The sequence below is a fragment of the Saccharopolyspora sp. 6V genome (assembly GCF_020176785.1).
In the GTDB taxonomy this organism is placed as follows: Bacteria; Actinomycetota; Actinomycetes; order Mycobacteriales; family Pseudonocardiaceae; genus Saccharopolyspora_C; species Saccharopolyspora_C gregorii.
Window position 1 is genome coordinate 37198 of the sequence record NZ_JAIUKB010000068.1, and the last position, 26203, is coordinate 63400.

At 72.8% G+C, this 26203-nt stretch carries 25 protein-coding genes; 3 read left to right on the forward strand and 22 right to left on the reverse strand.

Going from position 1 to position 26203, the window contains the following annotated elements; translation table 11 throughout:
- Positions 1 to 139: 139 nt before the first annotated feature.
- Positions 140 to 697: a GNAT family N-acetyltransferase gene (locus tag LCD35_RS14460; RefSeq protein WP_224959816.1), complete on the forward strand. Its 558-nt coding sequence runs from the start codon at positions 140 to 142 to the stop codon at positions 695 to 697.
- A gap of 221 nt (positions 698 to 918) precedes the next feature.
- On the forward strand, positions 919 to 1410 hold the full coding sequence (locus LCD35_RS14465) for a hypothetical protein (protein ID WP_225044330.1): 492 nt from the start codon (positions 919 to 921) through the stop codon (positions 1408 to 1410).
- Positions 1411 to 1495: 85 nt separating this feature from the next.
- Here LCD35_RS14465 and LCD35_RS14470 read toward each other — a convergent pair whose 3' ends face one another.
- From LCD35_RS14470 to LCD35_RS14540, 15 genes are all read right to left on the reverse strand, one after another.
- Complete coding sequence (locus LCD35_RS14470; protein WP_224959818.1) at positions 1496 to 1741, reverse strand: hypothetical protein; 246 nt, start codon at positions 1739 to 1741, stop codon at positions 1496 to 1498.
- A 38-nt stretch (positions 1742 to 1779) separates the two neighbouring features.
- A complete protein-coding gene (locus LCD35_RS14475; protein WP_224959819.1) occupies positions 1780 to 1983 on the reverse strand; it encodes a hypothetical protein in 204 nt (67 codons plus the stop codon).
- Between the two features lie 84 nt (positions 1984 to 2067).
- Positions 2068 to 3315 (reverse strand): YeeE/YedE family protein, encoded by a 1248-nt coding sequence (locus LCD35_RS14480; RefSeq protein ID WP_225044331.1) that lies wholly within the window; start codon positions 3313 to 3315, stop codon positions 2068 to 2070.
- 35 nt (positions 3316 to 3350) lie between these two features.
- Positions 3351 to 5015, reverse strand: coding sequence for a DUF6239 family natural product biosynthesis protein (locus LCD35_RS14485; RefSeq protein ID WP_225044332.1), 1665 nt, complete (start codon positions 5013 to 5015; stop codon positions 3351 to 3353).
- Complete coding sequence (locus tag LCD35_RS14490) at positions 5012 to 6844, reverse strand: hypothetical protein (protein WP_224960161.1); 1833 nt, start codon at positions 6842 to 6844, stop codon at positions 5012 to 5014. The genes LCD35_RS14485 and LCD35_RS14490 overlap by 4 nt, the downstream gene beginning before the upstream one ends.
- Positions 6845 to 7417: 573 nt before the next feature.
- Positions 7418 to 7903, reverse strand: coding sequence for a hypothetical protein (locus LCD35_RS14495; RefSeq protein ID WP_225044333.1), 486 nt, complete (start codon positions 7901 to 7903; stop codon positions 7418 to 7420).
- A complete protein-coding gene (dapB, locus tag LCD35_RS14500; RefSeq protein ID WP_374108077.1) occupies positions 7904 to 8677 on the reverse strand; it encodes a 4-hydroxy-tetrahydrodipicolinate reductase in 774 nt (257 codons plus the stop codon).
- Positions 8674 to 10050 carry a pitrilysin family protein gene (locus LCD35_RS14505; RefSeq protein ID WP_224960165.1) on the reverse strand — a complete coding sequence of 459 codons (1377 nt, stop codon included), beginning with the start codon at positions 10048 to 10050 and terminating at the stop codon, positions 8674 to 8676. Before LCD35_RS14505 ends, dapB begins: the two co-directional genes overlap by 4 nt.
- Before the next feature lie 122 nt (positions 10051 to 10172).
- Positions 10173 to 12434, reverse strand: a complete 2262-nt coding sequence (locus LCD35_RS14510) for a polyribonucleotide nucleotidyltransferase (RefSeq protein WP_225044334.1) — start codon at positions 12432 to 12434, stop codon at positions 10173 to 10175.
- 238 nt (positions 12435 to 12672) lie between these two features.
- Positions 12673 to 12942, reverse strand: a complete 270-nt coding sequence (gene rpsO / locus LCD35_RS14515) for a 30S ribosomal protein S15 (protein WP_224960170.1) — start codon at positions 12940 to 12942, stop codon at positions 12673 to 12675.
- A gap of 383 nt (positions 12943 to 13325) precedes the next feature.
- Positions 13326 to 13904 carry a 2'-5' RNA ligase family protein gene (locus LCD35_RS14520; RefSeq protein ID WP_224978151.1) on the reverse strand — a complete coding sequence of 193 codons (579 nt, stop codon included), beginning with the start codon at positions 13902 to 13904 and terminating at the stop codon, positions 13326 to 13328.
- A 31-nt stretch (positions 13905 to 13935) separates the two neighbouring features.
- The gene (locus LCD35_RS14525; RefSeq protein WP_224960174.1) at positions 13936 to 14421 is read right to left on the reverse strand and encodes a helix-turn-helix transcriptional regulator; all 486 of its coding nucleotides are present in this window, start codon (positions 14419 to 14421) and stop codon (positions 13936 to 13938) included.
- Between the two features lie 131 nt (positions 14422 to 14552).
- Positions 14553 to 15539, reverse strand: a complete 987-nt coding sequence (locus LCD35_RS14530) for a bifunctional riboflavin kinase/FAD synthetase (protein WP_224960175.1) — start codon at positions 15537 to 15539, stop codon at positions 14553 to 14555.
- A 37-nt stretch (positions 15540 to 15576) separates the two neighbouring features.
- Positions 15577 to 16518 carry a tRNA pseudouridine(55) synthase TruB gene (truB, locus tag LCD35_RS14535; RefSeq protein ID WP_224960176.1) on the reverse strand — a complete coding sequence of 314 codons (942 nt, stop codon included), beginning with the start codon at positions 16516 to 16518 and terminating at the stop codon, positions 15577 to 15579.
- Between the two features lie 67 nt (positions 16519 to 16585).
- Positions 16586 to 17899 carry an MATE family efflux transporter gene (locus tag LCD35_RS14540; protein ID WP_224960177.1) on the reverse strand — a complete coding sequence of 438 codons (1314 nt, stop codon included), beginning with the start codon at positions 17897 to 17899 and terminating at the stop codon, positions 16586 to 16588.
- A gap of 67 nt (positions 17900 to 17966) precedes the next feature.
- Here LCD35_RS14540 and LCD35_RS14545 point away from each other — a divergent pair, with 67 nt between their 5' ends.
- Positions 17967 to 18479, forward strand: coding sequence for a CGNR zinc finger domain-containing protein (locus LCD35_RS14545; RefSeq protein WP_224960178.1), 513 nt, complete (start codon positions 17967 to 17969; stop codon positions 18477 to 18479).
- A 7-nt stretch (positions 18480 to 18486) separates the two neighbouring features.
- On the opposite strand, the gene LCD35_RS14550 is transcribed toward LCD35_RS14545, so the two are convergent.
- The 7 genes from LCD35_RS14550 to rimP form a co-directional block, all read right to left on the reverse strand.
- Positions 18487 to 19464, reverse strand: a complete 978-nt coding sequence (locus LCD35_RS14550; protein WP_225044338.1) for a bifunctional oligoribonuclease/PAP phosphatase NrnA — start codon at positions 19462 to 19464, stop codon at positions 18487 to 18489.
- Between the two features lie 120 nt (positions 19465 to 19584).
- Entirely contained in the window at positions 19585 to 20094 is a 510-nt protein-coding gene (gene rbfA, locus LCD35_RS14555; RefSeq protein ID WP_224960179.1) for a 30S ribosome-binding factor RbfA, read from the reverse strand.
- A 161-nt stretch (positions 20095 to 20255) separates the two neighbouring features.
- Positions 20256 to 20549, reverse strand: coding sequence for a DUF503 domain-containing protein (locus tag LCD35_RS14560; RefSeq protein ID WP_224960180.1), 294 nt, complete (start codon positions 20547 to 20549; stop codon positions 20256 to 20258).
- 79 nt (positions 20550 to 20628) lie between these two features.
- Entirely contained in the window at positions 20629 to 23715 is a 3087-nt protein-coding gene (gene infB / locus LCD35_RS14565; RefSeq protein WP_225044335.1) for a translation initiation factor IF-2, read from the reverse strand.
- An 80-nt stretch (positions 23716 to 23795) separates the two neighbouring features.
- Positions 23796 to 24140, reverse strand: coding sequence for a YlxR family protein (locus LCD35_RS14570; protein WP_224960182.1), 345 nt, complete (start codon positions 24138 to 24140; stop codon positions 23796 to 23798).
- 181 nt (positions 24141 to 24321) lie between these two features.
- The gene (gene nusA / locus LCD35_RS14575; protein ID WP_224960183.1) at positions 24322 to 25392 is read right to left on the reverse strand and encodes a transcription termination factor NusA; all 1071 of its coding nucleotides are present in this window, start codon (positions 25390 to 25392) and stop codon (positions 24322 to 24324) included.
- Positions 25389 to 25940: a ribosome maturation factor RimP gene (gene rimP, locus LCD35_RS14580; protein WP_224960184.1), complete on the reverse strand. Its 552-nt coding sequence runs from the start codon at positions 25938 to 25940 to the stop codon at positions 25389 to 25391. The genes nusA and rimP overlap by 4 nt, the downstream gene beginning before the upstream one ends.
- Between the last annotated feature and the right edge of the window lie 263 nt (positions 25941 to 26203).

The window sequence follows — 26203 nt, forward strand, 5'->3', positions numbered from 1 at the left end:
GGCGGACCAACCGAAACCTCCAACCGGCCCCACCCGCTTCGCCGGCCAGCTTCGCCGGCCCCACCCGCTTCGCCCGCCCAGCCCGCTTCGCCGGCCCGGGCCACCCGACCGCCCCGCCTCGGGCGCTAGGTTGGCGCGCATGGCCGATGCCGAGGTGCGGGCTGCGACGCCCGCCGATGCCCCCGAGATCGCCCGAGTGCAGCTCTCGACCTGGCGCAGCGCCTACGCGGACCTGCTGCCAGCGGAAGTGCTGGCGGGCTTGGACGAGGCGGAGACGACGCGGCAGTGGACCGAGGCGGTCGCCGGTGGTCCGGTGGCGGTGCTGGTCGCCACCGAAGGCGACCACCTGGTCGGTTTCTGCGCGGCGGGCGCCGCTCCCGAGCAGGAGGCCGCGGCGGCGGACGGCGCGGTGCCGCCGGACCTCGCCGAGGTGGCGTGGGTGAGCACGCTGTTGGTGGAGCCGCGGTGGGGACGTCGCGGCCACGGCGGCCGGTTGCTGGCGACGATGGCGCAACGCCTCGCCGACGGTGGCGCGGCCCGCGGCATCAGCTGGGTGCCGGAGGCCGATTCGGTGTCGCTGGCGTTCTTCGAGCACGCGGGCTGGTTGCCGGACGGCACGGTCCGCACCTTGGACGCGGGCGGCCGACCGATGCGCGAGCTGCGCCTGACCGGCCCGCTGGACCTGGACCTGCACTGACGCCACCGAGCGGCCAGCCCGCCGAGACCGGGCCCTCCGCCGTGCTCGACCGCCGAGGCAGATCCCCGAGCGGACCGGGCCGGTAGGCCGTTCACCTGCTCCGACCGTGCGGGATGCGGCGGGCCGCCACCCGCCGCGCAGCGCGGGCCGAGTTCGGCGTCAGCACCCCGTCACGCATTGCTAGCCTGTGGCGGACCGCACTCCGACGCCCGGGTGGACCTGTGCTGACCTCGATCTGCTTGATCGCGACCGCTTTCGGCATGGCGGTGGCCTCCGCACTCCTCCCCGTGATCAGCGTGGAGATCTTCGTGATCGGCCTGGTCGTGAAGAGCCCCGAAGTCCCGTGGTGGCTGCTGGCGCTGGTGGTGACGATCGGCCAGATCGGCGGCAAGTTGCTGTACTTCTACGCGGCGCGCGACGTGATCCGGCTGCCGCGGTTCCTGCAGCGCAAGAGCGAGCCGGGCGAGCCCCGCGGCCGGTGGGCGGCGTGGCTGGAGCGGTTCCGCCTCGGCTGCCAGCACCGTCCGATGTGGACGGGCGGGGTGCTGCTGCTGAGCGCGGTGGCGAGCCTGCCCCCGTTCCTCGCGACCTGCGTGGCCGCCGGCTGGGCGCGGGTGCCGCTGAGCACCTTCCTGGTGACCGGCCTGGTGGGGCGCTTCGTCCGGTTCGCGGCGCTGGCGGTCGCACCAGGAGCGATGATCGCCTGGTTGTGAGCGTGCGGACGCCGCCGCACGCGGTCCACGTCCGGTGCGACGGCGCCCGCTGCTCGTGAACAGCACGGATCGGCGCTCATGTCGATCAGGGCAGCGGCAGGAGCTTCCCGGGCACGTCGGCGAGCGAATCGAGCAGGCCCAGCACCGGAACGCCCAGCGGCGCGAACGTCCAGATGTTGTTCAGGTCGCCGGTGTCGGGCTCGTCGACGATGACGACGCCGCCCGGGTCGGGGGCGGCCTGCGGTGCGGCGATGGCGGCGGTGGCGGAACCGAGCAGGGCGGTCCCGGCGAGCGCGGTGGCGGCCAGGCCGCGGCGCACAGCGGTGTTCATCAGCGGTGTTCCTCTCCGATCGGGCAGCTGGCGGTGGGTCAGCTGAGGGCGTCGAGCAGGCCGACGACGGGGTTGAGCGCGGCGGTGGGCAGGCCGACGGTGGGGCTCAGCAGCCCGCCCGCGTCGACGCCGGGGATCACCCAGATCGACGGCGGGTCGGCCTGCGCGACTCCGGCGCCGAGCCCGAGCAGGGCGAGGCTGGTGACGGTCGCGGCCGTCAGCCTGGCGAGGCTCTTCGACATGGTGCTTCTCCTCGTTTCTCTCCATCCCGCCCGAACCGGCGGGAAGTCGGACGCCCCACGGCGGCTCGCCACCGCGCGGGCGGTTCAGCAGACCGAGTCGGTGGGCTTCGGATTGCCCAGCCCGAACAGCGGCCGCAGCAGCAGTCCCGCGTAGGTCCCGATGATGGCGACGACGCCCCACAGCCAGCCGTGCAGGCTGAACGAGGCGATGCCGGAGAAGTAGGCGCCGATGTTGCAGCCACCGGCGAGCCGGGCGCCGAGTCCCATCAGGATCCCGCCGAGCACGGCGCCGACGGCGAGCCGCCACGGGATGCGGCGGTGCAGCACGAACGCGCCGGCCGCGGCGGAGGCCACCAGGGCGCCGATCATGATGCCGAAGTCCATCACCGAGATCTTGTCGGCGAGCACGGACGCGTCGAGCTTCGCGGCGTTCTCCGGCACCGTCCAGAACGGCGCACCGGAGATGTCGACGCCGATCCAGCCGAGGAACTTCGCGCCCCACAGGCCGAACGCGGACGTGATGCCCCACGGTCCGCCGGAGATGAACAGGGTCAGCGCGTTCAGCCCGGCGAGCAGCAGCGCGCCGGCCCACAGCGGCCACGAGCCCCGCAGCACGCGCAGCAGGCCCTGCGCGGTGGGCGGCGCTTCGATCGGCGGCGGGGTGCGGCGGCGTTCGACGAGCAGCGAGACGCCGACGACCACTCCGATGATGAGCAGCGAGATCAGCAACGCCCCCGGGTAGCCGAGCGGGGTGTCCGCGAAGGACACGGTCGGCCCGGTCTTCTGCAGCGCGCTGATCCACGGGGTGAGGAAGGCGCTGAGCACGGACCCGGCGATGAACCCGCCGAGGGTGTAGAGGATCGCGGTCTGCCCGCTGCCGACGGCGAACAGGGTGCCGGAGGCGCAGGAGCCGCCGACCTGCATGCCGACGCCGAACAGGAACGAGCCGAGGACCACGCCCAGCCCGGCGGGCGCCACGGTCCCTTCCGGGGTGCCGGAGAGCCCGGCGCCGGTGCCGAGGATGACGGCGAACAGCACGCACGCGACGGCCAGCATCAGCATGTGCGCGCGCAGTGCACGCCCTTGCCCGACGGCGACGAGCTGCCGCCAGGCGGAGGTGAACCCGAACCGGGAGTGGAACAGCACGCCGCCGAGCGCGAGGCCGACGACGTAGAGCACGGCGAGCTTCCAGCCGGCCGCGCTGGCGACGGCGAGGCCGACGACGGCGGCGAGCAGGACGCCGATGGTGACGACGCCGGGGCGTGCGGGTGGTGCCTGCGGCGCGGGTGGCGCCGGTGTTCTGGGTGCTTCAGCGGTGTCCACTGCGGACATGTCGTTGCTCCTCGTTTCGGGGGCCGGTGGCGGTATCAGGGGGCCAGCGGCCCGGAGACCGCGACCACGGTGCCATGCGGAACCCACTGACCGGCGGGTTCGGAACCGTGCATTCCGCCACGCATGCCGGGCATGTCCATCTGCATCGCGTCGACCTGGGCGGAGGCGTAGATCACGACGGGGTCGTGCGCGCGTTGCCCGCGGGCGGCGAGCCAGGTGTGGAATCCGGCGACGGACGGCGGTTCGCCACCGAACGACGTGGACAGCGCCATGCCGTATTCCAGCGAGCGGTATTCGCGGGGGTCGAAGCGCAGCGGCACCGCGGAGCTGGCGATGCCGGTGGTGACGGGGCTGTGCAGCAGCCAGGGCGCGAGGTGCACGCCGTAGGCGTAGGTGGGCGCGGTGTGCTGGGTCGCCGCGACGGTGTCGAGGCGCCGGGCCGCGTCGGTCCAGCTGCCGACGAGGACGAGCGCGTTGTCGGGGGCCGGGCGGTCGCCGACGGGGATCCGGGCTTGCCGGGCGGCGTCGCGGACGACGTCGGCGGCGGCGCGAGATCGGGGCGAGTCGTCGCCGAGGACGGTGATGCCGGGCGCCCCGTTGCGCTGGACGTAGCCGACGAGGGTGCGCAGCGCGGCGGCGTCCTGCTCGGACAGCGAGTCGGCGGGGCACCCGTCGAGCGGGACGCGCTGCCCGGCGACGAGGGCGGCGAGCGCGGTGCTGGCGCATTCCGGCCCGTCGCCGGAGGTGGCGGCAGGCAGTCCGGGGCCGCTGCCGGTGTCGATTTCGACGTCACCGGTGGTGGCACCGGGGCCGTGGACCTCCAGTTCGCCGCGCCCGGCGGGCAGGTCCACTTCGGCCCAGGTGCCGGAGGTGCCAGGGCGCGCGACGGCGCGCACCGGGCCGCCGCCCGCGTCGACGGTGAACTCGTCGCCCGCGCTCTCCGGCAGGTGCACGAGGTTCTTGCCGGGCCGGTGCGGGGTGACGAGCACCGGCACGTCCTGGTCGCCGACGGCGGCGTGCGCGAGTCGCGGCACTCCCGGCAGCGGGAGTTCCCCGGGCGCCGGGATGCCGGGCAGCACGGTCCAGGCGACGAAGGCGGCGGCGACGGCGACCGCCCCGATCCGGTAGGTCCGCCACGGGTCGCCGCGGCGCAGCAGCACCACGACGACGCCGGCGGCGATCGCGGACGCCGTGATCAGCAGCAGCACGGCGCCGAGCGCGCCGAGCAGCCGCCGGTCGGCGATGCCGGTGAGCAGGAGTTGCGCCGCGGCGGCCGCGAGCAGCACCACGGCGAGCACGATCGCCAGCGGCCGCAGCCGCAGTCCGCCTTCGGGGCGCCGCTCGGCGGGCAGGGTGAGCGCGAACCCGGCGAGCCCGAGCCAGGTGACGGCGGTGGCGGTGACGAGGGTGGTGACGAGGAATTCCGCGGGCGAGTGCCCGAGCGCGCTCTCCACGACGACGAGCGCGGTGAGCGCGAATCCGAGGTAGGCGGCGGGCGTGGGCGCGCGCAGCGCGACCGGCAGCGCCAGCAGCAGCACCGCGTGCACGACGGCGACGGGGACGTTGATGTCGAGCAGCGGGATCGACAGCAGCGCGGCGACCGCGCCCACCCCGGCGGCGGCCCACGCGGCGCCGGTGGTGGCGCGGCCGGTGCCGCGCACGGCGGGGCGCAGCAGCCCGAGCCCGGCGGCGGTGGTCACTTCAGGTCTTCGTCGGCGACGACGAACAGTTCGGAGTGCGGTTTCGCGTTGCCGAACGGCCCGTGCGGCCAGCGTTCCCGGTTGAAGTTGATCCCGGTCTCCCCGGTCACCTCGTCCTTGAAGGACTCGTCGACGCTGACCTTCCCGTCGGGCGCGAGGTCGACCATGTTGACCTTGTGGTCGCCGTCGAGCCCGGAGCGGGCGACGAAGTAGTTGGACACCGCGAGCCTGCTGGGCTGCTTGGTCTCCTCGTACCGCCCGTCGGCACCTTCGGTGAAGTTGTCGTAGGCGCCCCAGTGCGGTCCCGCGCCCGGCTGACCGGGGTTGATGGGTGTCGCGCCGGCCAGCGTCGGGCAGTCCTGCCCGCCGCCGTTCTCGGCCTTCTCGACGGTGTCGATGGTGCACTGGAAGTCGTTCCCGGCCGCGACGATCTTGGAGATGTCGAGGGTGTAGACACCGCCGGTGGAGCCGGGGTCGTCAGGGCCGAGCGCGCCCTTCTGCCGCCCCTGCACCGCGCGGTACAGGAACCTGTCGTCGGGGCTGGTCTGGATCCAGCCGCCGTTGGAGCTGCCGCCGCGGGCGTCGTTGTTGGCCGGGTCGATGGCCTTGAGCGCCTGTCCGTCGTCGAAGACCTGCGTCCAGCGCGGCGCGGGTGCGGTGATGTCCGGCGTGTAGAACACCGCACCGCCCTGCATGGTCTCGGCGAACGCCCCCTTGTGGCCGGGCAGGTTGGTGACGGTCGTCTCCATCACGGCGCGGCTCTCGGAGTGCAGCGGGTCGGCCGGGTCGGCGCGCGGCCCGTCCGGCAGGTAGGACACGGCCCGCAGCTTGGGGTGGTTGCGGTCGGAGATGTCCCAGGTGCGCACGGTCGGCCGGCGCAGGTACGGCGACGGCTGCTTGACCGGGTCGAGGATGATGTTGCGCGGTTCCGCGTAGTCACTGGTGACCAGCGTGTTCAGGTCCTCGCGGGCTTGGATGCCGTGCGGGTTGGCGCAGGTGGGCTTGCCGAGCTGCGGCAGGTTGTCGCACAGCTTCGGGTTGTCGCCCTGCGGGGTCGCCGCGGGCGATTGGGACAGCACCTTGCCGTTCGGGTCGAACCGGACGACCTCGCCGGGGCTGCCCGCGAACCCGTTGCCGACGTGCACGGATCCGTCGTCGTACCGGTACGGGCCGGGGACGACGGGACCACCCATGTAGGTCCCGTAGGAGGTGCCGTCGGACAGCGTCCAGTACGCGTCGGGGACGGATCCGCCGAGGGTCTGGGTCGGCAGGCTGACGCCCTTGAGCTCCAGGTTCGGCAGCTTCGTGACGTCGAACGCGTAGGTGGCGCCGAGGAACAGCGCACCGGCGAAGATGGTGTCGCCCTTGTGCCACACGTACTGCATGTGGTGCGGCTCGTTCTCCACCAGCGGGCCGACGGTGGCGGTGTTGACGACTTCGCCGTAGGTCTCGGAGCCCTTGGTGGCGTCGATGACGGCGAGGAAGTCCGGTCCGGGCAGGGCGTCCCGCACCTTGCCGAGGCCGTCGCCGAGCGACCCGGGCAGGCCCTTGACGTCCTTGACCGCGGTGTCGGCGATGTTCTCGTCACCGGCCCACACCAGCAGCCATTCCTTGCGCTTGCCGTCGGCGGCCTTCGTGGCGGTCTTGCTGACGACGTGGTTGGTGACGGTGTAGTTCTTGCCGTCGGCTCCGGGCACCTGCTGCGTGGTGACCTGCACGTCGGCGTAGGCGTCGGTGCCACCGACGGGCAGCGTGACGGCGCCGACCGCGAGCAGCGCGGCGGCCGCTCCGGTCAGTCCTTTCCGCCATGCGCGCGAGGGGGTTCTCATCTTCTCTCCGGTCTCCATCTCGGTTCCACCAAGGTCTCGGCAACCGTTTCTTCTCGGACGGGTGGTTGTGGATTCGGACACACGTGTCCCCAAAATCGGTTTGCCGAATTCGGACCGAAACCGATTCAGGGCACACCTGGTCTCCGGAATTCACCGGAGTCAGGCAGGCGGCATCGCCCGCGGTTGGGGAGGAATGGTTTTCGGGGGAATTCTTCAACCCCGAGGGCTATCGCCCCGGCCGGGCACGAACCACCAGCGACGACTGGAACCGCTGCTCAGCGGGCCTGCTGCTGGGTCGGCACGTTCGCAGAACACGCCATTCGCGATTTCTTCGCGCGGGCGCGGCGGCCGATCAGCGACTACTACAGAGGGCGCTGGACTGGTGCTGCAAATCCACGTGCAAGCGGACCACCAGAGAGGCGAACCTGGACATGCGCTAGATCATGCGGCGCAACTGTACGCGATGTCAACTAAGCGCCCAAACCGTGAGATCCACGCGGTTCGGACCTGCGGAATTCAACGTCGGCGGGCGACGATCACCCGGAAGCAGGTACCGCGGGTGGACCGGACGCTCTACCGTTCCGCGTCCGCTTCCCCGCGCTGCAGCTCGATCGCCCGGCGCATCGCCTTGCGCCCCCGGTTCCGGTCGCCCGCCAGGTCGTAGGCCTGCGCCACGGCGAACCAGCACCGCCAATCGCCGGGAGAGCGCTCCAATTCGGCCTGCTTCTCGTCGAACCAGGCGTCGGCCGCCGCCCGCGCGACGCGTCCGGACGGGCGGCGCGGCAGGTGCGAGACGTCCGGCAGCGCACCTTCGTCGTGCAGCAGCCGCGCGAGCCGCTCGGTGCTGGCGCCGAAGCGCAGCTGGTCCACCACCAGCAGCACGCCCAGCACCGGCAGCACGAAGATCGCCAACCCGAGCACCACGAACACCGGGCGGCCCGTGACGATCATCGTGATCGCGCGGCCACCCATCAGCACCAGGTACACCAGCAGCACCGCGGCCAGCACGAACGCCGCGGTGCGCGGCCCGAGCCCGCGCCGCCGCTCACCCTCGGACATTCACAGCCCCAGCACGGATTCGAGGCCCACGGTCAGCCCCGGCCGCCCGCCGACCTCGCGGACCGCCAGCAGCACGCCGGGCATGAACGAGCGCCGGTCGTACGAGTCGTGCCGGATGGTCAGCGTCTCCCCTTCGGTGCCGAACAGCACCTCCTGGTGGGCGACGAGCCCGGCCATCCGGATCGAGTGCACCGGGACGCCGTCGACCTTCGCGCCGCGCGCCCCGTCGAGCTCCTTGGTGGTGGCGTCCGGTGCCGGGTCCAGCTCCGCCGACTCGCGGGCCCGCGCGACGACCTCGGCGGTGCGCGCCGCGGTCCCGGACGGGGCGTCGGCCTTCTTCGGGTGGTGCAGCTCGACGATCTCCACCGATTCGAAGAACCGGGCGGCGACCTCCGCGAACTTCATCGACAGCACCGCGCCCAGCGCGAAGTTCGGCGCCACCAGCACCCCCACCTGCGGGTGCTCGGCGAGCAGCGAGCCGATGTTCTCCAGCTCCGCGGTGCCGAGCCCGCTGGTGCCGACGACGACGTGGATGCCGTTCTCCACGCAGAACCGCACGTTCGCCAGCACCGAGTCGGGGTGGGTGAGGTCCACCGCGACCTGCGCACCGGAGTCGACGAGCTGCTGCAGCGGGTCTTCCCGGTTGATCGAGGCGACCAGTTCGGTGCCGGGGTCCTCGCCGACGGCGCGCACCGCCTCGGAGCCCATCCGGCCGCGCGCACCGAGCACGCCGACCCGCACCGGGGATGCGACGGGGGTTTCCAGGGAAGTCACGAACGTGCCGCCTTTCTGGTGTGCTCCGGCCGGCGAACGGATTCCGGCAGTTGCTCGACGTTCTCGTACGGCCCGACGACGACCGTGGTCAGCGGGCGGCGCAGCAGGTCCGCGGCGAGTTCCGCCACGTCCTCGGCGGTGACCGCCTCGATCCGGGCCAGGGTGTCCTCGACGCTGAGGTGCCGCCCGTAGTTCAGCTCGCTCTTGCCGATGCGGCTCATCCGGGACGCGGTGTCCTCCAGGCCGAGCACCAGCCCGCCGCGCAGCTGGCCGCGCCCGCGCGCGACCTCGTCGGCGCTGAGCCCGTCGGCGGCGACCGATTCGAGCACGTCGCGGATCACGGTGGTCACCTCGCCGAGCCGGTCCGGCTGGCAGCCCGCGTACACCGAGAAGGTGCCCGCGTCGGCGTAGGCGGTCACCGCCGAGTAGACGGAGTAGGCGAGGCCGCGCTGCTCGCGCACCTCCTGGAACAGCCGGGAGCTCATGCCCCCGCCGAGCGCGGCGTTGAGCACGCCGAGCACGAACCGGCGGTCGTCGTGCCGGTGCAGCGCGCGGCAGCCCAGCAGCAGGTGCGCCTGTTCGGTGTCGTCGTGCTCCAGCACCAGCGGCTGCTGCTTGGGCAGCCGGGTGCGGCCGGTGCGCGGCGGCGCGGGCGCGTCCTCGCCCTGCAACCGGTCCCCGACGGCCTTGCGCAGCAGCCGCAGCACCTTGCCGTGCTCCACGTTGCCGGCGACCGCGATCACCATCTTCGGCAGCGCGTAGCTGCGGCGGTAGAAGCCGTGCACCCGGCCGCGGGTCATCTCGGTGATGGACTCCTCGGTGCCCAGCACCGAGCGGCCCAGCGGGTGGTCGCCGAGCACCGCTTCGGCGAACAGCTCGTGCAGCAGGTCTTCGGGGTCGTCGTCGCGCATCGCGATCTCCTCGAGCACGACGCTGCGTTCCACTTCGACGTCGGCGGCGGCGTTGACCGCGTCGAACACGACGTCGCAGAGCATGTCCACGGCCAGCGGCAGGTCCTCGTCGAGGACGTGCGCGTAGTAGCAGGTGTGCTCCTTGGAGGTGAACGCGTTAAGCTCGCCGCCCACCGCGTCGATCTCCTGGGCGATGTCCACGGCGGTGCGCCGGGCGGTGCCCTTGAACAGCAGGTGTTCCAGGTAGTGCGCGGCCCCCGCCTGCGGCCGGGTCTCGTCGCGCGAACCGACGCCGACCCAGATGCCGACGGAGGCGGAGCGGACGCCGGGGATCTCCTCGGTCACCACTCGCAGGCCGCCGGGCAGCACGGTGCGCCGCACCGATTCGGCTCCGCTGGTCGCCAGCACCCGGGTGGTTCCGGGCCGCTGGAGATGTCCCGCACGTGTCTGGTTCTGCTTCATCGTCCCCGGGTCTCGTCGCCGTTCGCCCTGCCACACGATACGGCCCGCCCCGGACGTGCTGTCCGGGGCGGGCCGCTTCGCTGCCGATGATCGGGCGGACCCGATCTCATCGCGTCAGGAGATCACTCGGCGGGGGCTTCCGCCGGAGCCTCGACGTCGGCTTGCTCGCCGGCGGGGGCCTTGTCGGCCTCCTCGTCGACGACGATCAGGCTGATCTTGCCGCGGTTGTCGATGTCGGCGATCTCGACGCGCAGCTTGTCGCCGACGTTGACGACGTCCTCGACCTTGCCGATGCGCTTGCCCTGACCCAGCTTGGAGATGTGCACCAGGCCGTCCTTGCCCGGCAGCAGCGAGACGAACGCGCCGAACGCCGCGGTCTTGACCACGGTGCCCAGGAAGCGCTCGCCGACCTTCGGCAGCTGCGGGTTCGCGATGGCGTTGATCTTGTCGATCGCGGCCTCCGCGGACGGGCCGTCGGCGGCACCGACGTAGATGGTGCCGTCGTCCTCGATGGTGATCTCGGCGCCGGTCTCCTCGGTGATCGAGTTGATCATCTTGCCCTTCGGCCCGATGACCTCGCCGATCTTGTCGACCGGGATGGACACGGAGGTGACGCGCGGGGCGTGCGGGCTCATCTCGTCCGGGGTGCCGATGGCCTCGGCCATGACCTCCAGGATGGTGAACCGGGCGTCCTTGGCCTGGCCCAGCGCCTGCGCCAGCACCTCGGACGGGATGCCGTCCAGCTTGGTGTCCAGCTGCAGCGCGGTCACGAACTCCTTGGTGCCCGCGACCTTGAAGTCCATGTCGCCGAACGCGTCCTCGGCACCGAGGATGTCGGTCAGCGCCACGTAGTGCGTCTTGCCGTCGACCTCGTCGGAGACCAGGCCCATCGCGATGCCCGCGACCGGCGCCTTCAGCGGCACACCGGCGTTGAGCAGCGACAGCGTCGAGGCGCAGACCGAGCCCATCGAGGTGGAACCGTTGGAGCCCAGCGCCTCGGAGACCTGCCGCAGCGCGTAGGGGAACTCCTCGCGCGTGGGCAGCACCGGCAGCAGCGCCCGCTCGGCCAACGCGCCGTGGCCGATCTCGCGGCGCTTCGGGCTGCCGACCCGACCGGTCTCACCGGTGGAGAACGGCGGGAAGTTGTAGTGGTGCATGTACCGCTTGCTGGTCTCCGGACCGAGCGAGTCGATCGTCTGCTCCAGCCGCAGCATGTTCAGCGTGGACACGCCCATGATCTGGGTCTCGCCGCGCTCGAACAGGGCCGAGCCGTGCGCCCGCGGCACCACGCCGACCTCGGCGGAGAGGCTGCGGATGTCGGTGAGGCCGCGACCGTCGATGCGGACCTTCTCGGTGATGATCCGCTGGCGGACCAGCTTCTTCGTCAGCGAGCGGAACGCCGCGCCGATCTCCTTCTCGCGACCGGCGAAGGGCTGCCCCTCCTCGATGCCGACCTTCTCCAGCGCGACCTGCTTGATCTCGTCGAGCCGGTTCTCGCGCTCCTGCTTGCCCGCGATGGACAGCGCCTGCGCCAGGTCGGCGGAGACGGCGCCCTCGACGGCGCTGTAGGCGTCGTCCTGGTAGGCGGGGAACAGCGGGTACTCGGCGGTCGCCTTGCCCGCGGCCTGGGCCAGCGCCTGCTGGGCCTGGCACAGCGTGCGGATGAACGGCTTCGCGGCCTCCAGGCCGGCGGCGACGACCTCTTCGGTGGGCGCCTGCGCGCCCTGGCCGACCAGGTCGATCGTCTTGTCGGTGGCCTCGGCCTCGACCATCATGATCGCGACGTCGTCACCGACGATGCGACCGGCGACGACCATGTCGAACACCGCGCGCTCGAGCTGCTCGTAGGTGGGGAAGGCCACCCACTGCCCGTCGATCAGCGCCATCCGGGTGCCGCCGACCGGGCCGGAGAACGGCAGGCCGGACAGCTGGGTGGAGGCGGACGCGCCGTTGATGGCGAGCACGTCGTACGGGTCCTTCGGGTCCAGGCTCATCACCGTGACCACGACCTGGATCTCGTTGCGCAGGCCGTCCACGAAGGACGGGCGCAGCGGCCGGTCGATCAACCGGCAGGTCAGGATCGCGTCGGTGGAGGGACGACCCTCGCGGCGGAAGAACGAGCCGGGGATGCGGCCCGCGGCGTACATCCGCTCCTCGACGTCCACCGTCAGCGGGAAGAAGTCGAGGTTGTCCTTGGGGTGCTTCGAGGCCGTGGTGGCCGACAGCAGCATCGTGTCGTCGTCCAGGTAGGCGACGACGCTGCCCGCGGCCTGCTTGGCCAGCCGACCGGTCTCGAACCGGACCTCGCGGGTGCCGAAGGCACCGTTGTCCAGCACCGCGGTCGCTTCGTAGACGCCTTCGTCGACGTTGTGGGCCTGTGTCAAGTGGAACTCCTAGTTTCAGGGGTCCACGGTCGTGCGGGGGAATCTTTCCGACGAGGCCGGTCATCGATCGAAGCCACCGGGCGGGATGCGCCCGGGGGCCACTACCGAGGACCGGCGGATGATGACCCGCCGTGGGCGTGGACCCGGATCGTGCGTGCGCGAGCCTGGTGGCCCGCCTTCGTGCATTCGGTTGTGCATCGGGGGAGCGCTCCACTGTGGAACGCTCCCCCGACGTAGGTCAACGACGCAGACCGAGCCGCTGGATCAGCGAGCGGTAGCGCTCGATGTCGACCTTGGTCAGGTAGTTCAGCAGCCGGCGGCGGCGACCGACCATCAGCAGCAGGCCACGACGCGAGTGGTGGTCGTGCTTGTGCTGCTTGAGGTGCTCGGTCAGGCCCGAGATCCGGTTGGTCAGCAGGGCCACCTGGGCCTCCGCCGAACCGGTGTCGGACTCGTGCAGACCGTAGTCGGCGAGGATCTGCTTCTTCTGCTCAGTGGACAGCGCCACGACTGACTCTCCTTGTTTCGCGTGCCGTGTCAAGTGCTGCTGGTGCGCCGGTCTCGAACTCGGAGCCGGGACGGGCACCGGGTGCGGAACGCACCGGACACGACTCACGGCCATCGCCACGTCGCGCGCCCCGGGCGGTCCACACCGGAGATCGCCGTCCCGATCCCGGACGCGACCTGGGGTCCAGGTCGCCGGGAGCTCCCCGAGCTCCGCCCCCAGTCCCGAGCTCGCGCGGCCGCCGGAGCGGCTCCGCCGGTCGGACGCCCCGGGCCGGTGTCTCCACTGGCGCGGGCTGGTCACGGGCACGCTGGTCGCGTGCACGCCGGGTATCGGCACACCGGATTCGGCCGCCACGGACTACAGCCGGATCCGCGGTCAGGATATCAGGGGCCGAACGGTCCACCCTGGTCCCCTGCCGCCCGGCGTGGCACCGGGACCACGTGCAGCACGCGGTGCTCCGAACCGGCCGGCCCCGGGTCGCTGCGCACCAGCTCGACCTCGGCGGCGGCCCACCAGGGGCCCGCGTACCCGCTGAGCGGCCCGATCAGCCGCGCCGGGTCCGGCAGGCCCGCGTTCCACCGAGCCACGGTGAGGTGCGCCCGGAACCCGCCGGGATCCCCGCCCGCGATCCGCACCAGCTCGTGCAGCCCGCGCGTGTCGGCGTCGGTGGCGGTCTCGACGCCGATCCACAGCACCCCGCGGAAGGTGCCCGCACCGGCCAGCCGCAGTCGCGGCGCCGGGCCGGCCGCGGGCACCCGGCGGTCGAGCTCGGCCGCGAGCGGCGCCGGGTCGGTGGGGCCGTGGAAGCACAACGTCAGGTGCCACTGCGCGGGATCCGTCCGGCGGAACCGCCGCAACCGCTGGTCGTGCGGGATCTCGCCGAGCGCGGCGGCGAGGTGCTCGACCGCGGCGGGCGGCGGCCGCACCGCGGTGAACAACCGCGGCGGCGCGCTCCCGCTCATCCGCCCGCCCCGCCGGTCCGGGGCCGCCGGGTCAGGCCGGTTCGCCGTTGGCGGCCCGGCGTAGCAGGCCCGCCAGCTCCGGGTAGCGGCCGTCGATCAGCGCGGCCGCTGCCTCCAGCTCGCTCGGCTTCGCCGCACCCCGCAGCACCGGCCACGCCGCCTCCTCACCGTTCGCCGCCCGCACCGGCAGCGTGTCCCGGCCCACCGACGGCCGGGAGTCGCGCACGTCCGCCAGCGCTGCCTGGATCGCCTCCGATTCGCCGGCGGCCACGCCCGGCACCAGCACCTTGCGCTCCAGCATCACGAGCCTCGCCAGCACCGACGGGTTCCCGATCTTGGCGCGGCGGGCGCTCATCACCTGGCTGAGCATCGGTGCGCTGATGCCGAGCACCTCGGCGAGCTGGGCCTGCGAGATCCGGAACGCCACCACGAGCCGCCGAACCCGATCGCCCAACGGCTCGCCGTACCACTCGCGCTGCAGCGCCAGATTGCGCTGGACGCTCTTGTGTTCCGCCACCTCAGCTCCCCCGGTGCCACCGTCGATCGCCGCCACCGGAACGTTCCCCGGGGCGACCGGTACTGAATACTGCCAGGCCATCGCGCCGCACCGGACCGGTTCGGCGAATTGCCCCGCCCCCAGCGGGTCGATCAGCCACGAGCACCGAGGATCTCACGGGTGTCCACGACGTCCTGATCCATCTGCTCGATCAGCGCCTCCACCGAGTCGTAGCGCTCCATCCCGCGCAGCCTGCGCACGAAGTCCAGCGCCACGTGCTCCCCGTAGAAGTCGGCGTCCACGTCGAGCACGAACGCCTCCACCGTCCGCTCCGTACCGGAGAACGTCGGGTTGCTGCCGACGGAGACCGCGGCGGGCAGCGTCTCGCCGGGCTCGGCGGACCCGCGGCGCCGGTGGGTGAACCAGCACGCGTACACGCCGTCGGCGGGGACCGCGGAATGCTCCGGGCTGGACAGGTTCGCGGTCGGGAAGCCGAGCTCGCTGCCGCCGCGCCCGGCGCCGCGCACCACGATGCCCTCCAGCCGGTGGTAGCGACCCAGCGCGGACGCCGCCGCCACCACGTCCCCGGCGTCGATGCAGGACCGGATGTAGGTCGAGGAGAACGTCACCGGCGCCTCCGACGGGCCGTCGGCGCGTTCGGTGGTGCCGCTGAGCAGCCGGTCCGACGCCACCTCGAAGCCGAACCGCTCTCCCAGCTGCGCCAGCAGCTCGATGTCACCGGCGGCGCGGTGGCCGAACGTGAAGTTCTCCCCCACCACGACCACGGCCGCGTGCAACCGGTCCACCAGCAGCTCGTGCACGAACTCGTCGGCGGGCATCCGGGACAGCTCCGCGGTGAACGGCAGCACGCAGAACACGTCCACGCCGAGCCGCTCGGCCAGCTCCGCGCGCCGCCGCAACGTGGTCAGCTGCGCGGGATGGCTGCCGGGCCGCACCACCTCCGCCGGGTGCGGGTCGAACGTCATCAGCACGCAGGGGATGCCGCGCTCGCGCGCCGCCCGCACCGCGTGCGTGATCAACTGCTGGTGTCCCTGGTGGATCCCGTCGAAGACGCCGATGGTGACGACGCACCGGCCCCAACCGCCCGGGAGCTGCTCCAAACCGCGCCAACGCTGCACGGCTGGCAAGCCTACTGGTTGCCTCCCGATCGGCCGCTCAGCCCGCCGGGGTCAGCACCAGCACCGGCCGCGCGGTCCGCCCCTGGTCCTGCACCAGCGCGACCGCCCGGCCATCCGGGCCGAACACGCCGCAGGTGCCCGCGACGCCGGTCGCCGGGATCGTCTGGCCGTGCATGAGGGCCCGGACGGTGACCGCGTCGGTGTCGTGCCGCGCGAAGGCGGTGGCGATCGCGCGGTCCAGGTCCATCGACAGGCCCGGCTCGGCCTCCAGCTGCTCCAGGGTTCGGGCCGTCGCCAGGCCGAACGGGCCGACGCGGGTGCGGCGCAGCTCACCGAGGTGGCCGCCGACGCCCAGCCGGGCGCCGAGGTCCCGGGCCAGCGCGCGCACGTAGGTGCCCGAGGAACACTCCACGAGCACGTCCAGCTCGACGAACCGGTCCTCGTCCGGCTCACCGGTGGCTTCGGCCGGTTCGCGCAGCGCCAGCAGGTCGAACCGGGAGACGGTGACCGGTCGCGCGGCCAGTTCCACGTCCTTGCCCTCGCGGGCCAGCTCGTAGGCGCGCTTGCCGTTGACCTTCACCGCGCTCACCGAACTCGGCACCTGCTGGATGTCCCCGGTGAGCTCGGCGATGCCGTCCCGGACGGCCTGCTCGGTCACCCCGGACGGGTCGGTCCGCGACCGCACCTCGCCCTCGGCGTCGTCGGTGCTGGTCGCCGCGCCCAGCCGGATCGTCGCCAGGTACGCCTTGGTGTCCAGCGCCAGGTGCCCGAGCAGCTTCGTGGCCCGTTCCAGGCCGAGCACCAGCACCCCGGTGGCCATCGGATCGAGGGTGCCCGCGTGGCCGACCTTGCGGGTGCCCATGATGCGGCGCACGCGGGACACCACGTCGTGCGAGGTCATGCCGGAGGGCTTGTCCACCACGAGCAGGCCGGGCGGGACGGCGGGACGGTTGCGTGCTGTTCGGGAGTGCTCGGACACGGCTGGCAATCCTCCCCGACCGCGTCCGCGCGTCGCGCAGCGACCCCGCCCAGGCGGCGACGCCGGCTCAGGCCGGGGCGGCCCCGACGACCGCCCACTTCCCCGACCTGGCCCGCAGCAGCAGCGTGATCAGCCGCAGCACCATGAACAGGCTCAGCCCGGTCCAGATCCCGGCGAGCCCCCAGCCGAAGGCCAGCGACAACCAGATCAGCGGCAGGTAGCCGACGGCGGCGCTGAGCATCGTCGCGGTGCGCAAGTAGCGCGCGTCGCCCGCGCCGAGGAACACCCCGTCCAGCGCGAACACCACCCCGGCGACGGGCTGCTGGAGCACGAAGAACCACCACGCGTTCGGCAGCTGCGCGAGCACCGCCGCATCGCTGGTGAACACCCGCGGCAGCACCGCGGCGAGCGCCGCGAACACCAGGCCGAGCAGCACCCCGAACCCGAGCCCGTACCAGCTGACCTGCCGCGCCACGCCCTTCGCGCGCTGCGCCGCACCACCGCCGAGGGCCGCGCCGACCAGCGACTGCGCGGCGATCGCCAGCGAGTCCAGCACCAGCGCCAGGAACGACCACAGCTGCCACACCACCTGGTGCGCGGCGGCGGCGTCCGCGCCGGTGCGGGCGGCGACCGAGGTCGCCGACAGGAAGCACGCCTGGAAGGCGAGGGTGCGCAGCACCAGGTCCCGCCCCATGCCCAGCTGGGCGCGCATCGTCGCCGGATCGGGGCGCATCCCGGCCCGCTCCACCACCAGCGCGCGCAGGAACAGCGCCGCCGCGATGCTCTGACCGATCAGGTTCGCGACCGCCGACCCCTCCAGCCCCCACCCGAGCGGGTACACGAACAGCGGGCACAGCACCGCCGAGGTCCCGTTGCCCGCCAGCACGAACCACAGCGGGCGCCGGGTGTCCTGCACCCCGCGCATCCAGCCGTTGCCCGCCATCGTGATCAGCACCAGCGGCGCGCCGAGCAGCGCGATCCGCAACCAGCTCGCCGCCGCGTCCGCGATGGGGCCTTCCCCGGCGAGCAGCTCGGCGACCGGCACCGCGAACAGCTGCGCCAGCACCAGCAGCAGCACGCCGACGGCGATGCCGAGCCAGGTGGCCTGCACGCCTTCGGCGACGGCGTCCTTGCGGCGACCGGCGCCGTGCAGCCGGGCCGTGCGGGCGGTGGTGCCGTACGACAGGAACGTGAGCTGGCTGGACACCAGGGTGAACAGGGTGCCGCCGAGCGCGAGCCCGGCCAGCGGCACCGCCCCGAGGTGACCGATGACGGCGGTGTCCACCAGCACGTACAGCGGCTCGGCGGCCAGCACGCCCAGCGCGGGCACGGCCAATCCGAGCACCGTCCGCACCGGCACCCGTTCGGCGACCTCGCTCACGACATCCTCCCGGTAAGCTATGAAACCGCATTTCGACCCTGACGCAGGCTAGCGGTGAGGAGCCCGGATGGACAGCGCCGACTACGCGGAGCTGGCGCTGCGGCTCGCGAACGCCGACCTCACCGACCTGGACCGGCTGCGCGCGGCGCTGCACGACGAGCCGTGGTGGTCCGAGCGGGTGCACGAGCAGGACCTGGCGGTGCTGCGCACGGTGGCGGCCGGCCTGCGGGACGCGCTGGACGCGCTGCTGGCCGGAGCCGCGGCGCGGGCGCAGGACGCCGTAAACGACCTGCTGGCGCGGCACCCACCGCACCCCCGGCTGTCCGGGCACGGTTCGCGCTGGCACGTGCACGTGGCCGGGCCCGACGCGCCACCCGCCACCGAGGTCGCGGCCGCGGCCGCCTGGGGCCTGGCGCAAGGCGTCGTGCTGCACGGGATGGACCGGTGGGGCCGGTGCGAGGCCGCGGGCTGCGGCACGTACTTCCTGGACACGTCCACGAACCGGGCGAAGCGGTTCTGCTCGGCGCGCTGCGCGAACCGCGTGCACGTGGCCGCGTTCCGCGCCCGCCGGCGCACCTGACCTTCGGTCAGCCGAGCAGCGGGGCTTGCTCCAGCGCCGCGCGGACCGAGTCGAGCACGTCGTCGGCCGACCCGTCGGCGGTGAACCCGGCCGCCAGCCGGTGACCGCCACCGCCGCAGAGGCTCGCGGCCGCGCCGACGTCGACCTTGCTGTCCGCGCGCAACGACACCGACCAGCGATCCGCGGCCAGTTCCTTCAGCACCACCGACACCTCGGCCTCCGCCGTGGTGCGCACGATGTCGATCACGCCGTCGAGTTCTTCGCTGCGCACGTCGCCGGACTGCGCGAGCCGCACCTCCGCGTGCACCAGCCCCAGCCCCTGCGCCGCCGCGGGCTCCAGCGCGGCCCGGCCCAGCACCTCCGACAGCATCGGCAACCAGGCGAACGGGTGGGTGTCCATCAGCGAGCGGGTCAGGGCATCCGGATCGACCCCGGCCTCCAGCAGCCGCGCCGCCATCAGGTGGGTGGCCGCCGTGGCCCGCCGGAACCGGCCGCTGTCGGTGACCAGCCCCGCGTACAGGCAGCGCGCGATCGGCAGGTCCAGCGGGGCGCCGAGCTCGTCGAGCAACCTCAGCACCAGCACGACCGTCGCCACGGCCGTCTCGTCGATCACGTGGTGCGTGCCGAACCGCGGGTTCGCCACGTGGTGGTCGACGACGAGCACCGAGCCGCCCGCGTCGATCGTGGTCCGGACCCGGTCGGCGAGCGCCCCCAACCGCTGCAGGCTGCCCGCGTCGCACACCACCAGCAGCGGCGCGAGCGCGGGCACCTCGGCGGCGGGGACGATCAGTCCGTCGGCGTCGAGCATCCGCAGCGACGCGGGCACCTCGGCCGGGTGGCCGAACGACACCCGGACCCGCGCCCCCCGGGCGCGCAACGCCCGGCCCAGCGCCAGCGCGCTGCCCAGCGCGTCGGCGTCCGGGTTGACGTGCGCGAGCAGCGTCACGTCGGAGGCGTCGGCGAGCAGCCGCGCGGCTGCCGCCACCTCATCCGGCGTCGGCTCCGCAGCGGTTCCGGAATGCCCGTCCACAGGGTTCACCTCCACGCCGAACGGCACCGCACGACCGCGGTGCCGCCTTCAACGCACCGCATCCGCGCGGGCGGTTCAACCACTCTGTGGCCGATGCCGCAGATCGGCATCCTCGCCGGTCGACGGCTCGTCACCTGCGGTTTCCTCGTCGTCATCCGCGGTGTCCTCCGGTGCCGCACGGTAAGGATCCGCCTCCCCCGCGTGCTCCGCTCCCGAAGCCAGCCGGGCGACCTCCGCGTCGGCCTCCTTGGCCCGCGCGACCAGCTCGTCCATCCGGCGGGCGTCGTCCGGCACGGTGTCCGCGACGAACGTGAGCGTCGGGGTGAACCGCACGCCCGTCTGCGCCCCCACCCGGGACCGCAGCACGCCGGTGGCGCTGGACAGGGCGGCGGCGGTCGACGCGTAGTCGCTCTCGTCGCCGAACACGGTGTAGTACACCGTGGCGTCCCGCAGGTCCGGGGTGACGCGGGCGTCGGTGATCGTCACCATCGCCAGCCGCGGGTCCTTGACCTCGTACTCCAGTCCCGAGGCCACGATCTGCGCGATGCGCTTCGCGAGCCTGCGGGCGCGCGCCGTATCGGCCACGGCGCACCTCCTCCGTCGATCCTGCGCCCGGTGGTCCGGGCGTGAACAGTGTCCGCGCCACCGGCGGTCGAGCCGCCGCGGCGGGGCTCCCGGGCTGCCGGCCGCGGGGCGGTGCGGGCGACCGGGCAGGTTCCCTCGTGGGGAGAACCCGCCAGGGCCCGTCAGTCTTCCGGCCCCAGCATCCGCTGCCGGGCCGACAGGAGTTCCAGTTCGGGGCGCGCGGCGACGGCGCGTTCGCACGCGTCCAGCACCTCGCGCACGTGCGAGGCGTCGCCGGAGACCGCGCTCACCCCGATCAGCGCCCGGCGGTGCAGGTCCTGATCGCCCGCTTCCGCCGCGGCCACGTCGAAGCGCTTCCGCAGCTCGGCCACGACGGGCCGCACCACGGCGCGCTTCTGCTTCAACGAGTGGACGTCGCCGAGCAGCACGTCCAGCTCCAGCGCACCGACGTACATCAGCTCGCTCCTCGGATCACCACGCACCAGCACGACCACCGGGGGCCGCCCACGACGGACGACCCCCGGCGGTAGCGGATCAGTTGCGCGGCTTCTCCCGCATCTCGTAGGTCTCGATCATGTCGTCGACCTTGATGTCGGAGTAGGAGCCGAGCGTCAGACCGCACTCGAACCCGTCGCGGACCTCGGTGGCGTCGTCCTTGAACCGCTTCAGCGAGTTGAGGCTGAGGTTCTCGGCGACGACCACGCTGTCGCGCAGCAGCCGGGCCTTGGCGTTCCGACGCATGATGCCCTCGGTGACCATGCAACCGGCGATCGTGCCGACCTTCGAGGACTTGAAGACCTCGCGGACCTGCGCCTTGCCGAGTTCGACCTCTTCGTACTCGGGCTTGAGCATGCCCTTGAGCGCCTGCTCGATCTCCTCGATCGCGCGGTAGATCACCGAGTAGTACCGGATCTCCACGCCCTCGCGGTTGGCGACCTCGGCCGCCTTGCCCTCGGCCCGGACGTTGAAGCCCAGGACGATGGTGTTCTCCGCGGTGGCCAGGTTGATGTCGGACTCGTTGATGCCACCGACGCCGCGGTGGATGACCCGGAGCTCGACCTCCTCGCCCACCTCGATCTTCATGAGCGACTCTTCCAGCGCCTCGACGGTACCGGAGTTGTCACCCTTGATGATCAGGTTGAGCTGGTTGGTCTCCTTGAGCACCTTGTCCAGGTCTTCCAGGCTGACGCGCTTGCGCTTGGCGGCGTTCTGCGCCTCCCGGATGCGAGCACCCCGGCGGTCGGCGATCTGCCGCGCCACCCGGTCCTCGTCGACGACCAGGAACGTGTCACCGGCACCGGGCACCGAGGTGAACCCGATGACCTGCACCGGACGCGCCGGCATCGCCACCGCGACGTCCTCGTCGTGCTCGTTGATCATCCGGCGGACCCGGCCGTGCGCGTTGCCCGCGACGATCGAGTCACCCACGCGCAGCGAACCGCGCTGGACCAGCACCGTGGCCACCGGACCGCGACCGCGGTCCAGGTGCGCCTCGATCGCCACGCCCTGGGCCTCCATGTCGGGGTTGGCCCGCAGGTCGAGCGAAGCGTCCGCGGTCAGCAGGATCGCCTCGAGCAGACCGTCGATGTTGGTCCCCTGCTTGGCGGAGATCTCGACGAACATGGTGTCGCCGCCGTACTCCTCGGCCACCAGGTTGTACTCGGTGAGCTGCTGGCGGATCTTGTCCGGGTTCGCACCCTCGACATCGATCTTGTTGACCGCCACCACGATCGGCACGCCCGCGGCCTGCGAGTGGTTGATCGCTTCCACCGTCTGCGGCATGACGCCGTCGTCGGCGGCGACCACCAGCACGGCGATGTCCGTGGACTTCGCACCACGAGCACGCATGGCGGTGAACGCCTCGTGACCGGGGGTGTCGATGAAGGTGATCGGGCGCTCGTTGCCCTCCAGCTCGGTCACGACCTGGTAGGCACCGATGTGCTGGGTGATGCCACCGGCCTCGCCGGCCTGCACGTTCGCCTTCCGGATGGTGTCCAGCAGGCGCGTCTTGCCGTGGTCGACGTGACCCATGACGGTGACCACCGGCGGCCGGGCGGCCAGCTGCTCCTCGCTGCTGTCCGGGTCGCCGAAGCTGATGTCGAACGACTCCAGCAGCTCGCGGTCCTCGTCCTCCGGGCTGACCATCTCGACCCGGTAGTTCATCTCCTGGCCGAGCAGCTCCAGGATCTCGTCCGAGACGGACTGGGTCGCGGTGACCATCTCACCGAGGTGGAACATCGCCTGCACCAGCGAAGCCGGGTTGGCGTTGATCTTCTCGGCGAAGTCGGTCAGCGAAGCACCGCGACGCAGGCGCAGCGTCTCGCCGCTGCCGCGCGGCAGCCGGACACCGCCCACCGACGGCGCCTGCATGTTGTCCATGTACTCCTGGCGCTTCTGCCGCTTGGACTTGCGGCCACGACGCGCCGGACCACCGGGACGGCCGAAGGCACCGGCCGCGCCACCGCGACCGCCACCACCGGGACGGCCACCACCGCCCGGACGACCGCGGAAGCCACCACCGGCGGGAGGCCCACCGGCCGGAGCACCGCCGCCGCCACCACCGGGGCCGCCGCGGAAACCGCCGCCACCGCCACCGGGACGGCCACCGCCGCCACCGGGACGACCGCCACCGGCACCACCGGGACGACCGCCACCGCGGCCACCGCCGGGTCCACCGGGACCGCCGGAGCGGGCCGGGCGGGACGGCATCATGCCGGGGTTCGGACGCGGGGGCATCATGCCCGGGTTCGGACGGTTGCCGCCGCCCTCACCGCCGCCGCGCGGGGCGGGAGAACCGGCCGCCGGAGCCGTACCGGCGCCGCCCTGACCACCGCGGTCGGGGCGCTGCCCCTGCGGACCGCCGCGGCCGGGGCCGCCCTGGCCGCCGCCCTGGCGCTGCTGACCGCCACCGGCACCACCGGGACGCGGCGGACGCTGCGCCGGGGAGCCGGAGCCGACGCCGAACGGGTTGTTGCCGACGCGCGGCGAGCGCGGGCCGGGCTTGGGCTTGGCGCCCTGCGGCTTCGGCGGGACGGTGCCGTCACCGGCGTCGCCGCCCTGCTTGGATTCCTGCTTCGGACCGGGCCGGGGGCCGGGCTTCGGGGCACCGGGACGCGGCGCGGCGGCACGCTGCTCGCCGCCCTGCTGCGGGGCCGGGGCCTCGGCCGGACCGGCGGACGCCTGCGCGGCGGGAGCCTGCTCGAACGGAGCGGTCTCCGGGGCCGGCGGCTTCGGACCGGGCTTCGGGCCCGGCTTCGGACCGGGCTTGGGCGCGCCGGCCGGGGCCGGCTGGTCAGCGGACTGCTGGCCGCCGCCCTGCTGGTCACCGGACTGCGGGGCGGGTGCCTGCGGCCGCGGACCGGGCTTCGGACCGGGCTTGGGCGCGCCGTCACCGGACTGGCCTTCGGGCTTGCGCGGCGGCGCGGGCTTCGCCCCGCCGGAGCGACCGCCGGGCTTGCCTGCCTTGGGGTACGCGTCGCGAAGTCGGCGCGCCACCGGGGCTTCCACGGTGGACGACGCGGACTTGACGTACTCGCCCTGCTCGGCGAGCTTGTTGAGAACTTCCTTGCTAGTCACACCGAGCTCTTTAGCGAGCTCGTGCACGCGGGCCTTGCCTGCCACTGCACTCCTCATCTGGTGAGGCCGGGCGGCAGTCCCGCTCGACCTCGTCCTATCGCCGATGCGCGTTCATGTCTTCAGCTTCACGGCTGATTCATGACGGGTCGACCTGCTTCCTTACTGCTTCCGCGCGGGCGGTTCCCGCGTCGGTCTGGTGATGAGCCGCTCGCCGCGAGCTCCCCGGATTCCGGAGTGGAGCCCAGGTGTCCCTGCACGGCGGAGAGGTCCAGCGGCCCCGGCACGCGAAGTGCGCGGGGGAACGCCCGACGTCGCTCGGCGAGCCGCAGGCAACGGGGATCGGGGTGCAACCACGCGCCTCGACCCGGTCGCCTGCTTCGAGGATCGGGGACGACCGCGGGACCCGCGGAACCGTCCTCGGCCACCACTCGCAGCAGCTCGGCGGCCGACGTCCGGACGCGACATCCCACACAGGTGCGAACCGGCCCTTGATCACGGCGTTCGCCGTGCGTACCGGACGTTGTCGTGCGGATTCTCGCTCCCCTCGCGTCGAGCCACCAATGATTCTAACCCGCCGCCGCCAGTGCTCGTATCCGAGTCCGCCACCGAGGTGGCGGCGAACCCGGTGCCGGGCGTCGGCGGGCCGTCAGATCACTCCGCGGAACCGACCGCGGGCAGTTCGTCGACGCCCGGCGCGCCACCGGCAGGCGGCGCGACGGCCTGGCCCGCCGAGGTGGTCGGCGAGGCCGGGTCGGCATCGCTGCGGATGTCGATCCGCCATCCGGTGAGCCGGGCGGCGAGGCGGGCGTTCTGCCCCTCCTTGCCGATGGCCAGCGACAGCTGGAAGTCGGGGACGACGACGCGGGCGGTCTTGGTCCGCTCGTCGACGACCTCCACCGAGATCACCTTGGCCGGGGACAGCGCGTTGCCGACGAACGTCGCGGGGTCCTCCGAGAAGTCGATGATGTCGATCTTCTCGCCGCCCAGTTCGCTCATCACGTTGCGCACCCGCGCGCCCATCGGGCCGATGCAGGCGCCCTTGGCGTTGACGCCGCCGACCGCGGAGCGCACCGCGATCTTCGAGCGGTGACCGGCCTCGCGGGCGACCGCGGGGATCTCGACGGTGCCGTCGGCGATCTCCGGGACCTCCAGCGCGAACAGCCTGCGCACCAGGTTGGGGTGGGTGCGGGACAGGGTGATCTGCGGGCCGCGGGCGCTGCGGGAGACGCCGACGACGTAGCACTTGACGCGCGTGCCGTGCTCGTAGCGCTCGCCCGGCACCTGCTCGGCGGCGGGGATGACGCCCTCGCTGTCCCCGACCTGCACGACGACCATGCCGCGCGAGTTGGCCTTGGCGTCGCGCTGCACGACGCCGCCGAGGATCTCGCCCTCCTTGGTGGAGAACTCGCCGAAGGTGCGCTCGTGCTCGGCGTCGCGCAGCCGCTGCAGGATGACCTGGCGCGCGGTGGTCGCCGCGATCCGCCCGAAGCCCTCGGGCGTGTCGTCCCACTCCTCCTCGACCTCGCCCTCGGCGTCGAGGGTGTGCGCGAGCACCCGCACCACGCCGGTCTTGCGGTCCACTTCCACCCGGGCGTGCTGCTGGTGCCCCTCGGTGTGCCGGTATGCCGTCAGCAGCGCTGATTCGATCGCTTCCAGGACCGTCTCGAACGGGATGTCCTTGTCGCGTTCGATCGCTCGCAGCGCGGCGATGTCGACGTTCACCTCGACTCCTCCGTGTCTTCCCGGTCGTCGCCTTCCGGGCCGTCGGCCGCCCGCTTGAGCAGGACGAGGTCCTGCGCCGGTGGCTGCTGGAATTCCACCTCGACCACCGCGCGCTCGATGTCGCGGTAGGCCAGCGTGCGGATCTGCTGGTCGGCCAGCACCTGCACGCCTTCGTCGTCGGCGGCTCCGACGCGCGCGGTCAGGTCGCCGCCGCCGGAGAGCTTGATCTTGACCAGCCGGTGCCGGGCGCGGCGCCAGTGCCGGGGCCTGGTCAGCGGTCGGTCGGTGCCGGGCGAGGTCACCTCCAAGGTGTACGCCCCGGCGAGCACGTGCTCGTGCGCGTCCAGCACTTGCGAGACGGCTCGGCTCAGCTCGGAGATCTCGTCGAGACCCACCCCGTCGTCGGAGTCCACGACGACCTTCACCAGGCGGCGTCTGCCCGCCTGCTGCACGTCGAGCTCCTCGAGGTCGAAACCGGCTTGGGACACGGCGTCGGCGACGACGGGCTCCAGCAGCGCGACGGCCTCATCGCGCGGCGGGCTGGACACGTTGGCACTCCTAGATTCGGGGATGATCGGGTCACTTCGGAGGTGATCGGGCCGGGCGGTCCGGCGACGCCCGGTTCGGGCGGCGCCGCCTTCGGCCGGACTCGCGAAACCCACGTCCGGCGCTGGGCGCGCGGGCCGCGGTCGTCCAGCTTATCTGGTCGGTTCCAGGCACGGCGCGGCATGGCCTCCGTCCGGCCCAGCGCGGCGGCCGGGGGCCTGCCTGGCAGGATGGATCAGCGTGCGAGCCCCCCTCCCCTCCCGTC